This window comes from Paraburkholderia sp. BL9I2N2 (assembly GCF_004339745.1).
Lineage (GTDB): Bacteria > Pseudomonadota > Gammaproteobacteria > Burkholderiales > Burkholderiaceae > Paraburkholderia.
In genome coordinates this window covers 1-20,418 of record NZ_SMGP01000002.1, presented here as the reverse complement: position 1 = coordinate 20,418, position 20,418 = coordinate 1, and the positions used below count along the sequence as shown (strand labels likewise).

15 protein-coding genes and 4 pseudogenes are annotated in these 20,418 nt (G+C 59.3%); 6 read left to right on the top strand and 13 right to left on the bottom strand.

The genetic code is table 11. The features are described 5' to 3' along the window. The first annotated feature begins 1 nt into the window (after position 1). The 4 genes from B0G74_RS22105 to B0G74_RS22090 all read left to right on the top strand — a co-directional run bounded on the left by B0G74_RS22105 (position 2) and on the right by B0G74_RS22090 (position 4,947). Positions 2–1,675 (top strand): electron transfer flavoprotein-ubiquinone oxidoreductase, encoded by a 1,674-nt coding sequence (locus B0G74_RS22105; protein WP_132377034.1) that lies wholly within the window; start codon positions 2–4, stop codon positions 1,673–1,675. 61 nt (positions 1,676–1,736) lie between these two features. Continuing rightward, positions 1,737–2,933 (top strand): beta-ketothiolase BktB, encoded by a 1,197-nt coding sequence (bktB, locus tag B0G74_RS22100; RefSeq protein WP_132377033.1) that lies wholly within the window; start codon positions 1,737–1,739, stop codon positions 2,931–2,933. Positions 2,934–2,958: 25 nt separating this feature from the next. After that, positions 2,959–3,810 (top strand): 3-hydroxybutyryl-CoA dehydrogenase, encoded by an 852-nt coding sequence (locus B0G74_RS22095; RefSeq protein WP_132377032.1) that lies wholly within the window; start codon positions 2,959–2,961, stop codon positions 3,808–3,810. A 510-nt stretch (positions 3,811–4,320) separates the two neighbouring features. Continuing rightward, positions 4,321–4,947: a hypothetical protein gene (locus B0G74_RS22090; protein WP_132377031.1), complete on the top strand. Its 627-nt coding sequence runs from the start codon at positions 4,321–4,323 to the stop codon at positions 4,945–4,947. A 7-nt stretch (positions 4,948–4,954) separates the two neighbouring features. Here B0G74_RS22090 and B0G74_RS46745 read toward each other — a convergent pair. Further along, positions 4,955–5,111: pseudogene (locus B0G74_RS46745) on the bottom strand (IS30 family transposase); the annotation flags it as partial. Positions 5,112–5,352: 241 nt separating this feature from the next. Here B0G74_RS46745 and B0G74_RS22080 point away from each other — a divergent pair. Both B0G74_RS22080 and B0G74_RS22075 read left to right on the top strand, forming a co-directional pair. Further along, a complete protein-coding gene (locus B0G74_RS22080) occupies positions 5,353–6,942 on the top strand; it encodes an EAL domain-containing protein (protein ID WP_132377030.1) in 1,590 nt (529 codons plus the stop codon). A 708-nt stretch (positions 6,943–7,650) separates the two neighbouring features. Then, positions 7,651–8,154, top strand: coding sequence for a hypothetical protein (locus tag B0G74_RS22075; RefSeq protein WP_132377029.1), 504 nt, complete (start codon positions 7,651–7,653; stop codon positions 8,152–8,154). 183 nt (positions 8,155–8,337) lie between these two features. On the opposite strand, the gene B0G74_RS22070 is transcribed toward B0G74_RS22075, so the two are convergent. From B0G74_RS22070 to B0G74_RS47485, 12 genes and pseudogenes are all read right to left on the bottom strand, one after another. Beyond that, entirely contained in the window at positions 8,338–9,162 is an 825-nt protein-coding gene (locus B0G74_RS22070; RefSeq protein WP_132377028.1) for a hypothetical protein, read from the bottom strand. A gap of 102 nt (positions 9,163–9,264) precedes the next feature. Continuing rightward, positions 9,265–9,405 (bottom strand): annotated as a pseudogene (locus tag B0G74_RS46740) (IS5/IS1182 family transposase); the annotation flags it as partial. 526 nt (positions 9,406–9,931) lie between these two features. After that, the gene (locus B0G74_RS22060) at positions 9,932–11,026 is read right to left on the bottom strand and encodes a BamA/TamA family outer membrane protein (RefSeq protein ID WP_243658358.1); all 1,095 of its coding nucleotides are present in this window, start codon (positions 11,024–11,026) and stop codon (positions 9,932–9,934) included. A 301-nt stretch (positions 11,027–11,327) separates the two neighbouring features. Continuing rightward, positions 11,328–12,803 carry an arginine-ornithine antiporter gene (gene arcD, locus B0G74_RS22055; protein WP_132377026.1) on the bottom strand — a complete coding sequence of 492 codons (1,476 nt, stop codon included), beginning with the start codon at positions 12,801–12,803 and terminating at the stop codon, positions 11,328–11,330. Between the two features lie 192 nt (positions 12,804–12,995). Further along, on the bottom strand, positions 12,996–13,922 hold the full coding sequence (arcC, locus tag B0G74_RS22050; protein WP_132377025.1) for a carbamate kinase: 927 nt from the start codon (positions 13,920–13,922) through the stop codon (positions 12,996–12,998). 97 nt (positions 13,923–14,019) lie between these two features. Then, positions 14,020–15,031: pseudogene (locus B0G74_RS22045) on the bottom strand (ornithine carbamoyltransferase). 63 nt (positions 15,032–15,094) lie between these two features. Then, a complete protein-coding gene (gene arcA, locus B0G74_RS22040) occupies positions 15,095–16,348 on the bottom strand; it encodes an arginine deiminase (RefSeq protein WP_132377024.1) in 1,254 nt (417 codons plus the stop codon). Between the two features lie 723 nt (positions 16,349–17,071). Next, positions 17,072–17,425: a BON domain-containing protein gene (locus tag B0G74_RS22035; protein WP_132377023.1), complete on the bottom strand. Its 354-nt coding sequence runs from the start codon at positions 17,423–17,425 to the stop codon at positions 17,072–17,074. 287 nt (positions 17,426–17,712) lie between these two features. After that, on the bottom strand, positions 17,713–18,120 hold the full coding sequence (locus B0G74_RS46735; protein ID WP_243658279.1) for a hypothetical protein: 408 nt from the start codon (positions 18,118–18,120) through the stop codon (positions 17,713–17,715). Further along, entirely contained in the window at positions 18,101–18,415 is a 315-nt protein-coding gene (locus tag B0G74_RS46730) for a hypothetical protein (protein ID WP_243658278.1), read from the bottom strand. The genes B0G74_RS46735 and B0G74_RS46730 overlap by 20 nt, the downstream gene beginning before the upstream one ends. Positions 18,416–19,277: 862 nt before the next feature. Next, entirely contained in the window at positions 19,278–19,553 is a 276-nt protein-coding gene (locus B0G74_RS46725) for a hypothetical protein (protein WP_243658277.1), read from the bottom strand. 243 nt (positions 19,554–19,796) lie between these two features. Further along, positions 19,797–20,418, bottom strand: a pseudogene (locus B0G74_RS47485) (glycogen/starch/alpha-glucan phosphorylase); the annotation flags it as partial.

Genomic DNA, 20,418 nt, shown 5'->3' with positions numbered 1-20,418 from the left:
CGTGATAGACGCAAGTCTCATTGAGCAGTACGGTCCGCGCGAGTCAATGGAATACGACGTCGTGATCGTCGGCGGCGGCCCGGCTGGCCTGTCCGCGGCGATCCGCCTGAAGCAGCTGGCGGCGGAAAAAGGCGTCGAGCTTGGCGTGTGCGTACTGGAAAAAGGCTCGGAGATCGGGGCGCATATCCTGTCGGGCGCGGTGATGGATCCGCGCGCTTTGAACGAGCTGGTCCCTGACTGGAAGGAAAAAGGCGCGCCGCTGACGGTGGACGTGACCGAGGACAAATTCCTGTTCCTGACGGAAACCGGTTCGAAGAGCGTGCCGACCTGGGCGCTGCCGGACAATTTCAAGAATCACGGCAACTATGTGATCAGTCTCGCGAACGTCACGCGCTGGCTGGGTCAGCAGGCTGAAGCGCTGGGTGTCGAGATTTTCCCGGGCTTTCCGGCGGCTGAAATCCTCTACAACGATGACGGTTCGGTTAAAGGCGTCGCGACCGGCAATCTCGGTATCGGCAAGGACGGCGAGCCGACCGAGAACTTCCAGCTCGGCATGGAACTGCACGCGAAGTACACGCTGTTCTGCGAAGGCGCGCGTGGGCACCTCGGCCGCCAGCTGAACGACAAATTCAAGCTGCGCGAAGGCGCCGATCCGCAAGTCTACGGGATCGGCATCAAGGAACTGTGGGAAATCGATCCGGCGAAGCACAAGCCGGGTCTGGTGATGCACACCGCCGGCTGGCCGCTGGAAAACGACACCTACGGCGGCTCGTTCCTCTATCACATGGATAACAACCAGGTGGTGGTGGGTTTCGTGGTGGGCCTCGGCTACACGAACCCGTACCTGTCACCGTTCGAGGAATTCCAGCGCTACAAGACGCATCCGGCGATTCGTGCGGTGCTCGAAGGTGGCAAGCGCGTGTCATATGGCGCGCGGGCGATTACCGCCGGCGGCCTGATGTCGCTGCCGAAACTGGTGTTTCCGGGTGGTGCGCTGGTCGGCGACGATGCGGGCTTCCTGAACGCATCTCGGATCAAGGGTTCGCATGCGGCGATCAAGACCGGCATGCTGGCCGCTGAAGCGGCGTTCGACGCTGTGCAGGCTGGGCGTCAGAACGATGAACTGACGGCATATCCGGAGAGTTTCAGGACCTCGTGGCTGCACACCGAACTGCATCGCGCGCGCAACTTCAAGCAGTGGATGAGCAAGGGCCTGTACCTCGGCACGCTGATCGTCGGCATTGAGCAGAAGCTGCTGGGCGGCAATGTGCCGTGGACGCTGCATCACCAGCATTCGGATCACGAAATGCTGAAGCCCGCATCGCAGTGCAAGCCGATCACGTATCCGAAGCCGGATGGCAAGCTCACGTTCGACCGGTTGTCCTCGGTGTTCATCTCGAACACGAATCACGAGGAAAACCAGCCGGCTCACCTGACGCTGAAAGATCCATCAGTGCCAGTTAACGTGAACTGGCAGACCTATGCCGGTCCGGAATCGCGCTATTGCCCGGCAGCGGTGTACGAGTTCGTCAAGAACGACGACGGAAGCGAGCGCCTCGTGATCAACGCGCAGAACTGCGTGCACTGCAAGACCTGCGATATCAAGGACCCGACGCAGAACATCGTGTGGGTCACGCCTGAAGGTGGCGGCGGTCCGAACTATCCGAACATGTGATTCGATACCCGGGGCGTCGAAAACGATGCCTGCGTGCACCATCTAAATCAAGGAGTGCAACGTGCAAAGAGAGGTCGTTATTGTGAGCGGTGTGCGCACCGCCATTGGAAAGTTCGGCGGAAGCCTGAAAGACGTGCCGCCGACCGAGCTTGCAGCGCTTGTAGTGCGAGAGGTACTGGCACGGGCCAATGTTGCCGGCGATCAGGTAGGACATGTAGTCTTTGGCAATGTTATCGCAACTGAACCCAAAGACATGTACATGGCACGCGTGGCCGCCATTAACGGAGGTGTCTCCGAAGCGGCGCCGGCACTGACCGTGAACCGCCTGTGCGGCTCCGGATTGCAGGCCATTATCTCGGCCGCGCAAGCAATTCTGCTGGGTGACGCCGACGTTGCCATCGGTGGCGGCGCGGAAAACATGAGCCGTGCGCCCTACATGACGCCCGACACACGCTTTGGCGTGCGGATGGGCGATGCGCGTCTGATCGACATGATGCTCGGCGCGCTTAATGATCCCTTCCATGCTGTTCCGATGGGGATCACGGCAGAGAATGTTGCGCAGAAATATGGCATCACGCGCGAACAGCAGGACGCATTGGCTGTGGAATCGCACCGCCGTGCAGCGCGCGCGATCGCCGAAGGGCGCTTCAAGGAGCAGATTGTTCCGGTAACGCGCCGGGTCAAGGGGAAGGAGGTGCCGTTCGACACGGACGAGCACGTGCGTCCGGACGTCTCCCTTGACGACCTTTCCGGTATGCGACCCGCTTTCCAGAAGACCGATGGCACCGTGACGGCGGGTAACGCATCCGGTATCAATGACGCTGCCGCCGCCGTCCTGATGATGGAGCGAGGAGCTGCCGAACAACGCGGGCTCAAGCCGCTGGCCCGCCTGGTGTCCTACGCTCATGCCGGCGTGGATCCGCTCTACATGGGCATCGGTCCCGTGCCAGCCACGCGCATCGCGCTCCAACGCGCGGGTCTGGAAATTCGCGATATCGACGTGATCGAAGCAAACGAAGCATTCGCCGCACAAGCCTGCGCCGTCGCACAGGAACTCCAGTTCGACGCCGACAAAGTGAATCCCAACGGGTCCGGCATTTCACTGGGTCATCCGATCGGCGCAACCGGCGCATTGATCACCGTCAAGGCTCTCCACGAACTGAAGCGTGTTCACGGGCGTTTCGCGCTGGTGACCATGTGCATTGGCGGCGGTCAGGGTATCGCGGCTATCTTCGAAAACCTCCAGGCGTCGCCATGAACTATTTGACTATCGGAGATCGAACATGACCATTGAAACGATCGGCGTCGTCGGCGCCGGAACGATGGGCAGTGGTATCGCGCAGATCGCCGCAACGGCCGGACTCAAGGTCGTTCTGATCGACGTCACCGAGACTGCCCTCACGCGAGGCATGGTGGCATTGCGGTCGAGTCTGGAGCGGCTTGTAGCGAAAAATACGATCGCCGCGGAGGTGGCCAGCGCGACGCTGGCGCGCATCGATACTTCAACCGACTATCAGCGCCTCGCCGAGGTGGATCTGGTCATCGAGGCCGCAACCGAACAGGTCGAGCTGAAACGCGCGATCCTGAAGCAGATCGAAGCGGTCGCAAAACAACACGCGATTATCGCCACGAACACCTCGTCGATCTCCATAACATCGTTGGCATCGAATCTTGCCGATCCTTCCCGCTGCGTCGGCATGCACTTCTTCAACCCGGTGCCCCTGATGCCGCTCGTCGAGATCATCCGTGGTGTGCAGACCAGCACGGAAACTGTCGACGCAATTCACGAATTGTCCCGCCGGCTCGACAAATCGCCAATCGGGGTCAAGAACTCGCCAGGATTCGTCGTCAACCGGATTCTGGTGCCGATGATCAACGAGGCATTTTTCGTTCTGGCGGAGGGAGTCGCAACGGCGGAAGAAATTGACGAGGGGATGCGTCTTGGCGCCAATCACCCCATCGGACCGCTTGCATTGGCGGATCTGGTGGGCCTCGATGTTTGCCTCGCCGTGTTAGAGGTACTCGCGAAGGACCTTGGCGATCAGAAGTATCGCGCCTGCCCTTTGCTTCGCGAACTGGTGGCTGCTGGGCGTCTCGGGCGCAAGACCCGGCACGGAGTCTACCGCTACGACTGATCAACCGTAAGTGCCAACGTCGGCTGCCGCATTCGAGAGCATGAAACTCCCCGTCACGATGGAACTCACGCTCAGGATCGGCCTACCGTGAGCCCTGCGGTACATGTTCGCCCGCACGAAATGCCCCTGAAAGACCTACACTGATAGACGGCACCGCCAAATTGCGAGGCTGGCCATCACCCCGGACAAGATTCGTTAGACGCCGGGAATGCATCCACCGCCGCAGCCGTCACGGGGGAATGTCCATGAAGACTCTAATAATACTGGCGTGCGTGATGCTGTCGGCGAACGCGTTTGCAGAATGCACGAAGAACGCCCGTGGCGAAACGGTCTGTGGCACACCGCCATGAGCAAATCCGTACATGAGCACCTGCAGCGCAGAACGAAGTGCAGCGGCGGTTCAAGGCGCGCCGTGGACAAGATGGTCTCGCTCCGGCCAAGGCAGTAATGAACAGGCCGGGCGCGACGCGCGCATCGCAAACAAGTACCTGATCGCACAAGGTGACTGCCATGCCATTCCGATCGAATACACGCATTTCCGCTGCCCGCCGCTGTATTTGCATTGTTGCGGCTTTGGGCTTGTCCGCCGCATGGATTCCCGAGTGCGGTGCGGACGACGCCGTCCCGTCGGCGGCTGCGCAAGCCGTCCCAAGCGGCGCATCGGTCGACAGCGAGAGCGGCACCGTCAGCCTGATCGACCAGCGAAACGCAATCATCGTCGTGACCGTGCCGGGCCACGAGGACCTGAGTTTCAACGCTAAAAACCACCGGGACGCGCTCAGCGCCGTCAAAATCGGCGACAAGGTCACGGCGAGCTATCTGGAACCCTATGTCACTGAGCTGTCGCTCGCGAAGGGCGTGCCGCTCACGCGCCTGAACCGCACGGTCAAGCTGACCCAGTATTCTCCGGGTGCCGGACAAGAGGAGTTTCAGGCGCTCAGAGTCTTCCAGGGCGTGGCCGAAGTCACCGGCGTCGATCACAAGCTCAACCTGCTGACGATCGAGGACAAGGAAGGTACGGCGCATTCGGTCCGGGTCAGCCGCCCCGAGCTCGTCAAAGTGATGCAGTCTCTCGCGCGCCATAGTCACGTGAGGATCATGTATGAATCCGAGACCACGGTGGTTGTCGCGCGCTAGGGTGACATCGCAGTGACACAGACGCAGCCAGAATCCCTTGTGCCGGCGAGTGGTTCCGATCAAAAAACCCGGGCGATCTTCTGGAGAGATTCGCCCTTTCGCCAACGTTCCCACATCAGCGCTTTCTGCTTCTCGCTGTAATAAATCCGGCGTCGCTGTTTCATCTGCAACACTCCCACTCCTTGCGCAGTCTTTGATGTGTTGCATCCACCGGTTGAATCCGCCGTCGAAGATCGGCTGTTCGCCTTCGCCCTGGAGCCGATACAGCGCACAAATCAAAGCGTTGAAAAAATAGCTCCAGATACTATTCTTCATACTGCATCTTAATTCCACGCGTTCGAACCTGAGCATGCCGCACTTGTGGCGTGACGCCCCCTTACGGTCATTCACGACGGGACTTGCGAGATGATCAAGCGGCTGTCGCTTATTTCTGCTTCTGTCGCACTGGGCTGCATAGCTACGGTCGCCCCGGTACTGACCAGCGTCTATATCGCCAACGAGGATGCAGAACGTCGAGAACAAGAAGATCTGCAGCAGTTCGCCGCGAAAGCTGTGATGCGCACGGAGCTTGTCACCTACCAGGCATTCGCCGCTATCGCGGACATGGAGGCGGCCCCCGGCAGTCTCTGCTCTCCCGCTCAGATCGCACGGTATGCCCGTGTGTCTTTTAACTACCGATACGTGCAGGACGGCGGGGCGTACGGTGGCGGACGCTATCTGTGCTCACCGCTTCTAGGCGACGTTCGGACACAACAGCTGACGCTGCCTGCGCCCGATTGGCAGACGAAAGATGGCTATCTGGTCTGGTTCAGACATAACAACCCCCTCAGCGCCGAGCGTCAGGATATCCAGATCGGCCGCAACGGACACTATGTCTCGATCGACCCGCAGTCCTACGTCGATCTAATCGACCCCGCCCGACGACCGATCGCGGTGGTCAATGTCGAGACAAACACAGTCCTTGCGTTGTCCCCTGGCGCGAACGGCGACGACATGCTCAACGCATGGAAGTTGACCGGCCGCGTGAACAATGAACAATGGCACTACGCTGTCGCCCGTTCGACGAGCCGGCCCCTCGGGGTGATAGTCAAGTCTCCGCGTAGCAGCCTCGTGGGTCAATGGCCTGGTTTACTCGTGATGTGGCTTTCGATTGGTGTCGTTGTCGGAGGTTTGCTTGGCTGGATCGCGTTCAGGCGAATCTCGCGGCAACTCTCGTTCCCGGCGACGCTCGAATGGGCCATAGCACGCAAGAGGCTCGATGTGGTTTTCCAGCCGATCGTCCGCCTCGCGAGCGGCGAATGCGTTGGCGTAGAAGCGCTTGTCAGGTGGAACCTGAACGGACGCTACGTCTCACCGGAAATCTTTGTCGCGGTCGCGGAGCAAAACGGCCTTATTCAGCAGTTGACGGATCTCGTACTGGATAAGACGCTTGACGAGCTGTCGAAGCTCTTGCGCTCGCGTCCTTCGTTCTACGTCTCAATCAACGTGAGCAGCGAGGATTTGCGGACGCGCCGTTTCCTGAACGTTCTTACGGCCAGGTTGCAGGAGACGGGTATTCGACCTGCTCAGGTCAGAATCGAAGCAACGGAGCGAAGCTTCATGGATGCCGACGCAACGCGGCAAACAATAGCGGCATTCAGGGATGCTGGCCACCCTGTCTATATCGATGATTTTGGAACCGGGTATTCCAGCCTGTCGTATCTGCAAACCTTTACGATCGACGTCCTGAAAATCGACAAGTCATTTATCGACACCATTGCACAAGACGCAGCATCCAGCGTGGTCGCGCCTCATATCATCGAGATGGCGCACGAACTAAGGGTGGAAATCGTAGCGGAAGGCGTCGAGCGCGATGTCCAGGTCGAATATCTGGTGCAGAGAGGCGTCCAGTATGGACAGGGTTGGCTGTTCGCGAAGGCCATGCGTGTCAACGAACTTGTCCTCTGGCTTAATGAAAGCAATACGACGCTTCAGCCAATCCATCAACAAGCATGATGCGCAATGCGACGCCACGGTGCCCAATTCACGGACGAACCGCAACTGATCGACGGCACCACTTTCCAGGCGAAGCCGAGAACCGATCGTCTCTTGTCCGTGCCTGGCTCAACGGACACGTTCAAGGGGAACTAGTCAGCCGTCTCCTTGCGCAGGCGGCCGCCCCTCGGCGTTTGCAGTCAGCTATTTGCCTTCGGGACACTGCTGTTAGACGGCAGTCGGCCCTCGTCCCTCGTCCCGATAGAGGTTCGATCTGGCAAGCGCCTTCGCACGCGGCCCGCGTGGTGGATTGATGACTGTGCCTTCGCGCAGAACAGGCAGAAGTTAACGCTGCCAGAGAGGACCGTCGCGCCGGACGGCAATCTCGAACCCGGCTGCAATGTATAGCTCCTTTGCATCGCGGCTTTATGGCTGAGCAAGGTTCAATTTCATCGCAGGCAGATCTCATGTGGTCCCGAGCTTAGTTTTCTTGTTGCCTATAGGCCTCTTATGCACTATGCAATGATATGTAGAGCAATCAATTTCTCAAGAAAATCCCGCGGCGGCGTGGGCAACTCACCTGTCAATAAAGTTATCGCAACTTCATCGTTTCAGGCGTAGCGAATACGTCTGATAGCAACTCAAGCCTGCACGCGTTCATCGAGCGGCGATGCAATGCCCGATGAGAACGGCGACTGCCAGGCCGATCACTCATAGCGGAGCACTTCCATGCTTAATCGACTTGCATTCCTGACGGTGTGTACCGCAGCGCTGGTGCTCGCGGCTTGCACCGCGCCGCATCAGCAGGTGGAAGCTGGGGCGGATCAGTCGGTCCTCGTTGCCCGCCTGGGTAAGCCGAAGGAAACGTACGATTTGCCGAATGGCGGCAAGCGCCTGATGTGGCCGACTCAGCCCATGGGCACAACGACGACCGCGGCCGACGTCGATGCGTCCGGCAAAGTGATAAGTATTCGACAAGTACTTCAAGACAACGAGTTCCATCGCGCGGAGGTAGGAAAATGGACCCGAGACGACGTGCTCGTCAATTTTGGCCGCCCCTTCGAAACGTCGTATTTCAAGCGAATGGACAGAGAAGTATGGTCATACCGGTACCTGGAGAACAACATCGAACATCTCATCTACCACTTTTACTTCGATAATCAGGGCGTTTTACGACAGACGCAGAGATCGCCAGATCCGAGATTCGATCCAAGCCAACGCAACCGGTTCTAGCGGCAGCAAGCGCGCAATGTGCTCGTCTCGCTGCGCTCGCCGCCCGCTTGATCGTCACGCGATCACCGCGCCGGCGAGGCTTGCGTTTAGCTGTCTTGTCGCCCGCACGATGAAATTATTGACACTATCAGCGACGACGAGTGTGCCGTCACGAACCAGCCAGGTGTGCAATCCGGATCGAATCTAGAATCGAAACGTCGCGCTCAAGACTGGGCCCTTGAAACGCAGACTCTGAACAAGTTGATCACCCGAACCGTAGAACGCGAGATAGCGATATGACAGGGTGACGTCGCCCCACTTCATTGCATACGCAATACCGGACGCAGCCTGCCAGGTAAAGTCCGATGTACCGGTGCCTACATCGAGATAGAACGGAACGTACCAGCGGCCATCGCCGGTGAGTGACACTCGACCGCGAACGCCGATAAATCCGTCATAGATATCCGCGCTTTGCGACGCGTGGAATTCCGGGGTGAAACCTGGTCCGGCACCTCCAGCAGTGGTGTTGCGAGACACGTCGAGCGAGCTGCGCACGCCAAGATAGCGGATTCCCACAATCGCATCGAGTGTGACGCGCGACAGCTGTACGACGGTGTGGCCGCCACCCAACTGAATCAATACGCCCTCGAAGCTGGTTTCGCCGCTGCTTTCCAGTTGACGCTCGAGAGCACCGCTGCCCTTTGTCTGTACTGTTGCGGAGTGATTGCCGAAGTTCAGGTAAATTGCGTCGGCGAAGATGCTCCAGTCGCCCTTGCGCGCTTCGCCCTGCAGCATCGCAAAAAAACGGATGTTCTGGAAATAGTTATACGGGCCAGTCGATGCATCGGCCTCGCCGTTGTCCGGCAACGAAAACCGCATCGAACCGTCGACGCTGGGCAACCACACATAGGGCGTCAGAGCGAATTGCCACCGAGTGCTGGCATCTACAATGGGAGGTGTGTCCGCCCACGCTGGCAAACTTATGAGCACGACACTCGAAAGCGCGATTCGAAGAAAACGGCGACGCATAACGAGCCCCTACGCAACGATTGACCTGGAAGCGCACTTCCATGCCCTCGATGATTGGGTGGACATGAAGTACCCGGAAAACGGTGCAACTTAATGGAAGGGCCGTACGGTCATTGCGTTCGGCACTCGGTCGGGTCGACGCCGCATGATTTCTAGTACGCGTTCGTGCTCCCATCGTCGAATACACCGATATTCATTTGTGCTACATCGGTCCTTGAGGAGGTAACGCCGGCAGGCGGACGGCAAGACGGGCGACCAGTGCTCTACTGGGGGCGGCACCGCTGAAGCCCTGGAATGTCAGATCAAGCTCGTCAACGGAGACATCTACGATCCTCACGGCATTGTCCTTGCCGATGCCTGTATGCATTGATTCAGTTTAGGCGATCAGAATGTGTTCACACACCGTCGCCCGAATCCGCTGTCCTCACGCCGTGATACGTCTCGTTGAGCCCCACCGCTCACCATAGGTTGCGCCAGGTCCACCGCCCACGAAATTCCGCGTGTGCATCGGAACCCACGCGCTCGGGTTCACCGACGAACGCGCGCCCGATTAGATCGCTCCGGGGTTCGTGACAACGGTGTGTTCACCGCACAACTAATACGAGGGCTCCAACGTGATTGGATTCATATCCGGCATGGCCGTCGCCTTCCTGGGTCGTATCGACGTTACGAGTCTGCGAAATGCCCGAAGCGTCGGTGTCGTGCATTGAAAGGTTGAGTGCAAACACAAGGTCGATTGGAAACCGGTACGATCGCTGTAGTTCGATTCTCAACGCCATGCGCTTCCGACCTGGATATAGAACGCGTTCTGGTCCTTGCTGTGGGCGACGTCGATGCCAATGGACACACCCAGCTTACGAGCGATCAGATAACGGAAGCCCGCTCCCACACTTTGCACGTTCTGTGCCGCAGAAAAGCTCTGAAGCCGTCCGTATGCTTTGCCTACACCCGTAAAGCCGAGTAGTGACCACCGGGGCGTCACGTCCCAGCGCAATTCCGCTTCAGACGTGATCGCATTGCGATCCTGGTATCGTCCCTTCTGTACACCCCGCAGATCCACGTATGGTTGCGCGTAGAAAGGAATATCGCCGGTTGAAAATTTTGTGTCCAGACGAAGCCCCAGAATTAGTGCATGCGAGAGTGGCATCCAGATGAAGCCACGTGCGGCGTATACGTTGTAATTCTCGGTGCCACCGAAACCTGTGCGCGCGAACTGCGTCTCGAATTCCGCAAAACTACCTGCCGCAGGATAGAAAATATTGTCGCGAGAATCATAGTCAAGTATCAGGCTCCCGGCGCCGATTCGCTGGTCCTTCTGCAAGTTGCCAAGTTCACCCGGAATGCTGCCGCCCGCGAAGGTGGATGAAGAGTCAAAAAAGACGTAACGCACACCGCCATACCAGCGGCTGTCCGCGATGCGCGCAAGGAACTGCTGGAACAACGCGGTACCCTGCAGGGTATAGGCCCTCGGCTGGCTGGACAGTCCAAAGTAGTCCAGGTGAGCATCGATTTTTGCCAATGCCCCGAGGTAACGGTACCGGTCCTCGTCCCACGTGTGAAAGTGGCCGACAGCCGCCGCCCACGTGCCGTTCTCGGTATAGAGGCCACCCAATGCAGTGACGTTCGGTGGGACGCGGTGTGCTCGATTGTCCGATGGGTCCGGATCAGCGTCGGCTACCGGGCCGGAAAAGAACAGCAAACCCAGTCCAAGGCCATAACCGACGGCCGGTTCGGTGATCACGATGGGAACTGGCAGCGCGCCTTTGTGTTTGAGAAGGAAGTCGCTCATGTCCAGTTGCCCATCTTTTGGATCAATGAAACTTAGCGGCTTTTCGCCAGCGTACACGTCGCAACACACCGCCATTGTTGTTGCAAAGATGGCGGCAGCCCGTCTCACGAACAATGACGCCGGATAACGACCCATCGTAGGTGGCCTCACGCGCCCGAGCCAATGTCACACAATGGCAGCGATCAGCCCTTTGCCCCGGAAGATGATGTGTGCAGCCATTTCTCAACCTGTGCAAAGTTACCGAAGTGCCTGCACACCTCCGCATGCGGCAGCATGAGACGCCCGTGAGCACGGATCAGGACCATACAAGGCCGGGCTGTTTCGCCATGAGCGTCGAATCGGAGCCGTTTCCACCCTCACCCTGATTCTCCACAATTCAGAGCGTGATGAACCCCTTGTACAGGCCAAATGCAGCAATTGCCGCACCGATCATTACTGCCGCGAAGATGCCCTTCTCGATGTGTGTAAAGACCGGCTGCCCGATCTCGCGTTTCGCCTTGGCAAACAGGAGCACGCCCGGCGCGTACAGAAGGGCCGACAGCAACACATATTTGAGCCCGCCGGCGTAGAGAAGCCATATTGCGTAGATCACCGCGATAGCGGCTATAACCATGTCCTTGCGACGCTCCCGGCTTGCGGCCTCGTATGACTCCCCGCGCACCGAGATCAGCAGCGCGTAGGCGGCGGACCAGAAATACGGAAGCAGAATCATCGACGTCGCCAGATAGATCAGCGAGAGATACGTGCCCTTCGAGAACATCGTAATCACGAGAAATAGCTGAATCATCCCGTTCGTGAGCCAAAGCGCGTTTGCGGGCACCTTCTTCGCGTTTTCCTTACGCAGGAAACCTGGCATCGTGTGGTCGCGCGCCGCCGAAAAGATAATTTCCGCGCACAACAGGACCCACGACAGCAGCGCCCCTGCCAGCGAGATGACCAGCCCGACGCTAATGAGAATGGCACCCCAGTGGCCCACGACGCGTTCAAGCACCCCGGCCATCGACGGATTCTGCAGGCCGGCCAACTCCGGTTGCGTCATGACACCGAGCGACAGGATGTTCACCAGCATGAGCAGAAGGAGCACACCGATGAAGCCGATCACGGTTGCCTTGCCCACATCCGTGCGATGCTCGGCCCGCGCCGAGAAAATGCTCGCGCCCTCGATACCGATGAACACCCATACCGTCACCAGCATCATGTTGCGTACCTGGTTGGCGACACTGCCAAGCTTGGGGCTACGCAGGCCCCAGATATCTGCTGAGAAAGTTTCATACTTGAAGGCGAACGCGCAGAGCACGATGAATAAGAACAGTGGCACCATCTTCGCCACGGTTGTCACCATATTGATAAATGCGGCTTCCTTGATGCCCCGCAAAACGAGGAAATGCACGCTCCAAAGCAGCACCGACGAGCAGACGATGGCAATGGGCGTGTTACCTTGCCCGAATACCGGAAAGAAATAGCCTGCCGTGCTGAAGAGCAAAACGAAGTATCCGACGTTGCCAAGCCAGGCGCTGATCCAGTAACCCCACGCGGAACCGAAACCCATGTAGTCGCCGAAGCCCGCTTTCGCGTACGCATAGACGCCACCGTCGAGTTCAGGTTTGCGGTTGGCGAGCGTCTGGAATACGAAAGCTAGCATGAGCATGCCGACAGCGGTAATGGCCCAGCCTATCAGGACCGCACCAGCGTCGGCGCTGACAGCCATGTTCTGCGGCAGGGAGAAGATGCCTCCCCCCACCATCGAACCAACGACCAGCGCAGTTAGCGCACCGAGCCTGACCTTGCTCGACGATGCGGACGCCGATGTCGGCGTCGATCCGGACGCGGGCGAAGACGTTGGAATAGACATGGCACATCTCCTTCAGGCAAGAACACCAGTTGCAATATGCCACGTGGGGTCACCTTCTCCGACTGCCTCGGAGGGTGTCAGCAGACGCCCTCGAAATCCGCTTTGCCTAACCAGTGTGGCCTCGATCGGGCGATCGATAGCAGCGCATGCGGTTCATACATGACCTTCGCTGGCCCGCGAAGCCCCTCGTTCTCAGTAACGGATACCCTGGACCGCGGTGCTCACGCGTGTACCGGCCTGACGCCCTGTGATGGCGACGATGTCCGACAGCGCGCCGATCGCGGCGTCCCTTCCCGTGTTACGCGCAAAGCCGATCGCGGCTCCCACTTTCGGTCCCATCGAGCCGGCGGCGAAGCCCAGTTTTTCCAGTTCATCCGGATGTGCTTCGCGCACTGCCTTGCGGGTGGGCTTCTCCCAGTCCACGTAGACCGCGTCAACATCGGTGGCGATGATTAGCATGTCTGCTTCGAGTTCCTCGGCAAGCAGCGCCGAACACAGGTCCTTGTCGATGACGGCTTCCACGCCGGTGAGCTTGTGATTGTCGTCGTACATCGTGGGGATACCGCCGCCGCCCGCGCAGATGACGATGGTGCCGTGTTCGAGCAGCCACTTGACGGGCCGAATTTCGAAGATGTGCTTCGGGCGCGGGCTGGCCACCACGCGGCGGAAACGGTCGCCATCCGGCGCGATGGCCCAGCCTTTCTCCTTCGCGAGGCGCTCTGCTTCCTCTTTGCTATAGACAGGGCCAATCGGCTTGGTCGGGTGCTGGAAGGCCGGATCGTGAGGGTCGACTTCGACCTGCGTCAGAATCGTCGCAAACGGTACCTCGTAGGCAAGCAGGTTACCCAGTTCCTGTTCAATCAGATAGCCGATCATGCCCTCCGTCTGGGCTCCGAGCACGTCGAGCGGATACGACGCGACATCCTTGTACGCCGCGCCTTGAAGTGCCAGTAGACCCACCTGCGGGCCGTTGCCGTGTGCAATGACCAGTTCATGGTCGGTAGCAATCTGCGCGATCTGCTGTGCCGCGATCCGTACGTTCTCGCGCTGGTTCTCCGCCGTCAATGGTTCGCCGCGGCGCAACAACGCGTTGCCGCCTAATGCAATCACAATGCGCATGATCCACCTCGTTCGATGTATTCCCGTCGGCATGTCGCGCAGGGATTTCCGGCGCCTGCGCCAACGCTCCTGACGGCGTCGCGCGACAACTCCCCAGTCAAATCTCGGCGAGCGTCGACACGAGGATTGCCTTGATGGTATGCATGCGGTTTTCCGCCTGTTCGAATGCAATGTTCAATGGAGACTCGAATACCTCCTCGGTGACCTCGACGCCATTGGCAAGCGCCGGATACTGCTCCGCGATCTTTTTGCCGACCGCGGTTTCGCTGTTGTGAAACGCGGGCAGACAATGCATGAACCTCGCCTGTGCGTTCCCCGTCGCCTTCATGAGATCCATGTTCACCTGGTACGGGAGCAGTAATCCGATTCGTTCACCCCAAGCCTCTACCGGCTCGCCCATCGACACCCAGACATCGGTGTGCACAAAATCCACACCTTTGACGGCGACCGCCGCGTCTTCCGTCACCGTCATTCGGGCACCGCTTTCTTCGGCGAACTTCCCGCAGGCGGCTATATGGTCTTCATGTGGCCACAATGCTTTGGGTGCCGCGATCCGTACGTCCATGCCGAGCTTGGCGCCAATCAGCAGGAGTGAATTGCCCATGTTGTTACGGGCGTCGCCGAGATACGCGTAGCTGATGGCGGTCAACGGCTTGTCGCTATGTTCTCGCATGGTCAACACGTCGGCGAGCATCTGCGTCGGATGGTACTCATCGGTCAAGCCGTTGAACACGGGCACGTTCGCATAGCGCGCCAGTTCCTCGACAATCTCCTGGCTGTACCCCCGGTATTCGATCGCGTCGTACATGCGTCCGAGCACGCGTGCGGTATCCTTCATGCTCTCCTTGTGCCCGATCTGCGAAGAGTTCGGATCGATGTACGTGACATTTGCGCCCTGGTCGTAGGCCGCGACTTCGAACGCGCAGCGGGTGCGAGTCGAGGTCTTTTCGAAGATGAGTGCGATATTGACGCCCTTCAAATGTTGCTGTTCCGTGCCGGGTGTATTTCGCACGCTTCAGGTCACGCGACAGGTCGAGCAGATAGCGGAGCTCGCGGGGCGTGTGATGCATCAGACTCAGAAGATTCCGGTTGTGCAGATTGAATGCCATGATGGCCCTCGAATGTAGAAACGAAGTTGCGCTGCGTTAGCCGGGCGAACCATCGCCAGTTCGTCAGTCGACCGGATCCCGGATGATTGGGCAGGTCATGCAATGGCCGCCTCCGCGGCCGCGCCCCAACTCGCTGGCCGTGATTGTGATGACTTCCACACCGGCCTTCCGCAGCAAGGTGTTGGTATACGTGTTGCGGTCATAGCCGATCACCACGCCGGGCTCGATACAAACAACGTTGTTGCCGTCGTCCCACTGCTCGCGCTCCGCGGCGAACCGGTTTCCCCCGGTCTGCACGACCCGCAGCTTCGGCAGCCCCAGTGCTTCGGCTACCACGTCCATGAACGGTTTTTCCTCGTGCCTGATACTTAACTTCGACGGACTGGCATCGTCCGGCCGCACGGTAAAGGCAACGATTTCCTTCACTACGTCCGGAAAGATGGTGACCAGGTCGCGATCGCAGAACGTAAACACGGTATCGAGGTGCATCGCTGCCCGCGATTTTGGCAGGCCCGCCACGATGATCCGTTCAACCGCGCCTTTGGCGAACAGCGACTGGGCAAGTTCGCCGATTGCCTGCCGACTCGTGCGCTCGCCCATGCCAATGAGCAGCACACCTTTTCCGACCGGCATCACGTCGCCGCCTTCGAGTGTGGAGGATCCGTGATCGACGTCGGGGTCGCCGTACCATGTCTCGAACTTCGCGCTGGCGAAGTCTGGATGGAACTTGTAGATCGCGGCGGCTAGCAGCGTCTCCTGACGCCGGGCTGGCCAGTACATGGGATTCAGCGAAACGCCGCCGTACATCCAGCACGTCGTGTCGCGCGTGAACATGCTGTTCGGCAGGGGCGGAATCACGAAACTGGAGTAACCCAGGTAGTCGCGGAACATCTTCAGCGTATTGCTCTGTTCGGAATCGGGAATGTCTTCTGCGACCACCCCGCCAATCAGGAACTCTGCGAGCCGGCGCGGTTCAAGTCCGTCGAGCCAGCTCACCACCTCGCCGGCGAGGCCCACGCCGGTCGTGTTCGGGCGGATCTTACGCTCGAGTATCCACGTTCGCGCTTCGGGGTTTTTGACTGTCTCGGTAAGCAGATTGTGCATCTCGACGACTTCAACGCCGCGTTCGCGCATCTTCGTCACAAAATCGAAGTGATCGCGCTTGGCCTGACTGACCCAGATCACGTCGTCAAAAAGCAGTTCGTCGCAGTTGCCAGGCGTCAGGCGCTGGTGCGCGAGTCCAGGCGAGCACACCATCACCTTGCGCAACTTGCCAGCCTCGGAGTGAACCCCGAGGTTGAATGTCTCCGTGCTCATCGTGCTTCTCCTGAATTGCGAGGGTGAGAAAGCCCTTGCAGGTTTCGGGCGCGGCAAGCAGCCCTCCGTTCTGCAAACCAGACGGCAGTTCTTTTTCCGTACGTAAATGCCATTTCCGGACTCACGCTTGTCGTTTTGGCGAGCTGGCCCAGTGGGCGTCGAGGTCGCAGCGGATGCAACTCAGAGTCGAGCCGCCAGACATGCCTGCCCCGGTTGCACAGAAACGGCCACGACCAGCAGATCGACAAAGACGTGCGAGGCGCCATGGTGCAAATTAAAAATAGCTTTGCTGGCGCATTGCCACAATAGGACTTTGGTTTTACTGGCTGGTCGAAATCGACGGTGCAAAGTCAACGGTAGCAGACTTGACGATCTCGACCGTCATCGACGGCTGGGCCAGACATCATGTCGGGCGTGCCCGACCCAATCCTCGACGTATGGAGCCAGTCGGTTTAGCAGGTTTGTGACGATTTCATGGCGCAGGTTCGTTTCGACCATCCCAAACCGCCACTGCCTCGCCCTGGATCGCTCCTGAGCAATGCGAAACTGGAATTGCGCGACCAACCAGGTGAATGACGCTCTATCTTAGGAGTGTGGAAACGATGACGCTTAGTGCTGTGAGCGATTAAAGACAAGGCGCGAATTCAACCCGTGGCTCGAACGAGTCGTGATGCCACATTCACGGTGAAAACGGCCAGCACATCCCGACGCCACCTTGAAGGATTAATACCCCTTCGTATAGAGCGCCAGATGGTTATTCACCGACACTACACCCGGCACGCCGTTCGCCACATCCGCGGCCTGCTGGATCTGAGGGCCGTCCGGCACGCTGCCAGATAGTGTCACGACACCGCCACGCGCCTTGACGAATACGTTCGACACGTTGAAGTTGGGCACTTTCGACAACGCCTTGCGTACATCGCGAGCCAACTGCTTGTCCGATGGCGTCGCCTTGCCTGAACTTGTAGCCGAACTCGACGCCGTCGGCATGGCGTTGCTGGCTTGCGCATAGGCGTTCGACGTCGGCATCACGCATGCCGCGAGGACGAGCGCATTCACGACGTTGCATGCTTTCATGATTGCCTCTACTGTTCGGCCTGACAGATCGTGACTTAAAGATAGCCAACATTCCGCTTCTAACAAAGCCGTTTGCACTATCAAGGGAAAACACGCATCCAGACACGCGTCCGCCGGTAAGCCGATCATCGCCCGAGTTTCCGAACAGCCTGAAGAATCAGCCCCTTGCCGCCGAATCGCCGGATTGCAGAGGTTCGCCCAGCCGCCGTTCTACCCGGCATCCAATCATCGGCGGCGACCGGGGTCGCGATGGTCATTCATGCCGTCACGTCGCTCCGTAGGTCCGTTCACCTCTCTTCGAAAACCACCACACTGCGCGCTTGCACATGACATGCTTGGCTTTCCGCCCTGACCTCTTCGGCAAGCGGGACGATGTCGTGCGGTGGGACGGCTGCCGTATCGACGACGCGCCGCCAGCCCCGCTCGTCGAGGTCAGGAAGCGCGACGAGGCGCTCCACTTGGTCCATGTTGAACACCACGTGCAGCAGCGGCTCGTCGGAAGTTTGCCCGGCAAGCGTGAAAGCGAGAAGACAGGATTCCGGGTCGTGCCATGCGGGCTCATGCAGGCGCTCGCCGTGCCAGGCCACGTCGGGGTGCGTCTGCCCGCTTGCGGGACGCCCGGTGAAAAAGCGCGCACGGTGCAGACTCGCGTGCCGTTTGCGCAACGCAATCAACTCACGCACGAAGCGGGACATGTCCATACCGGCATCTGACGGTGTCCAGTCGAACCAGCCAAGTGCGTTGTCCCTGGCAATAGCAGTTATTGTTGCCACGCTGGCTGCGCAGTACCTCGTCGCCGGCGAGTAGCATCGGTACGCCCCGGCTCAAGAACAGGATGGCAATCAGGTTCCGCGCCTGGCGGAGTCGAAAGCGGAGCACTTCAGGGTCGTCGGTCTCGCCTTCGGTGCCGCAGTTCCACGAGATATTTGCATCGCTGCCGTCGCGATTCTCTTCGCCGTTGGCTTCGTTGTGCTTTACCTCGTAACTCACCAGATCGTTTAGCGTGAAGCCGTCGTGGCAAGTGACGAAATTGATGCTGTTGCTGGGGAGCCTGCCGTCGTCCGCATAGAGGTCCGAACTTCCCGCGATGCAGCTGGCAACTTTGCCGACGAGGCCGCGATCGCCCGCGCACGAATTGGCGAATCACATCCCGGTAGCGGCCGTTCCACTCGGCCCAGGCCATGCCAGGGAAAGCGCCGACGTGATAAAGACCGGCAGCATCCCATGCTTCGGCGATCAGCGGCACGCGCGAAAGCACTCGCGAAGACTCGATAGCCCAGGGGATCGGCGGGTCGGCCATCAGCTCGCCTCGCTGGTCGCGCGCGAATACGCTTGCCAGGTCGAAGCGGAATCCGTCGACGCCCAGCTCCTCCACCCAGTATTCGAGGCAATGCACAATGAATGCGGTTACCACAGGATGGTTGCAATTGGACCGTATTTCCGCAGCCCGTGTAATCGCGGTAGCGGCGCCGGTCGCTCCCGTCGAGATGGTAAAAGATGTCGTTCGCCAGGCCCTTGAAGTTAATCACCGGCCCTGAAGCATCGCCTTCCGCCGTATGGTTGAAAACGACATCGAGCAGCACGAAGATGCCCGCGGCATGCAACGCCGTCGGTCAGCGCCCGGAATTCCTGCGGAGCAACGGCTGGTATCGATGCAGTATCGGGATGCGGGCTGTAGTAGCTTGTGCGTGCTGTAGCCCCAATAGTTGCAAAGCCCGCGCACGGCTGCGGCTTGCGGTACGGTCCTGCTCATCGAAGGCCATGAACCGGCAGCAGTTCGAACGTGGGTGACGCCGAGCTGCTTCAGGTACGGAATTTTTTCGATTAAAACCGGCGAACGTTCCGGGATGCGCTACACCAGCTTCGAAGGATGGCGGGTGAAACCGCCGACGTGTAACTCGTAGATAATCGCGTCGTCCAGTCCGCGCGATGCTCGGCTGCCGGACGCGAGCATCGGCTCCGTCACGATCGCGCGGTGTGTTTGCATGCCCGGCGTCGGCCGTATCGCCAGCAGGGCGCCGTGTCCATAGATCAGCTGACACGGCACGGCAAAAGGATCAAGCAGTTCCTTGCTCGGATCGAACGCGCGGCCGGTATGCTGCGTGTCCGCGGTCCATCCGCGCGCCATGTGTAACAGGTGTGCAGCGGCAGGTTTTCCACGAGCACATGCCAGTAGAAGAAGGTTCGATTACGCTCGGGCACGAGCGGGACGATCTGGAACGGCTCGCGACTGCTCGGGCCGCATAGAGCAGAAGTTCGACCCGCGTTGCGTGGCGGCTGAAAACGCAAAAGTTGACCCCCCGGGCACAACCGTTGCGCCCGGGGGAAACGGGATCCGGGATGAACCGGATAAACTCGGGCCGGGCCGGTTTCAGGGTCGCTGGTCAAGATCGACGCTCACCGGGTGAATCTTCCAGATCTGTTCGCATATTCGCGTATCGCGCGGTCGGAGGAGAACTTGCCCGCCCGCGCGTGTTGAGTATCGACATACGGGTCCAGCGTCGCGCATCCTGCCAGGCGGCGCTCACCTCCTCCTGGCACGCCACGTAGGCCGCATAGTCCGCCAACACGAGGAACGGATCGGTTTGCCGCAGATTGTCGATCAACGGGCGAACATGTTGCGGTCTCCACGCGAGAAGTGCCCATCCGCGATCAGATCCAGTGCTTCACGCAGTTCCTCGTTGCATTCACGCAATCCGCCGGACGATACCCCGCGATGGATTGCTCCACTGGTCTGCGGTCAGGCCAAAAAGGAAAAAATTCTGGTCGCCCACTTCTCCCGGATCTCGACGTTCGCGCCGTCGAGTGTCCGATGGTCAGTGCGCCGTTCATCATGAATTTCATGTTACCGGTGCCTGATGCTTCCTTGCCGGCGGTGGAGATCTGCTCGGACAAGTCCGCGGCCGGATAGATAAAGTGTGCGTTTTTCACGTTGAAGTCCGGGAAGAACACGACTTCAGCCTGCCATCCATCGCAGGATCATTGTTCACGAC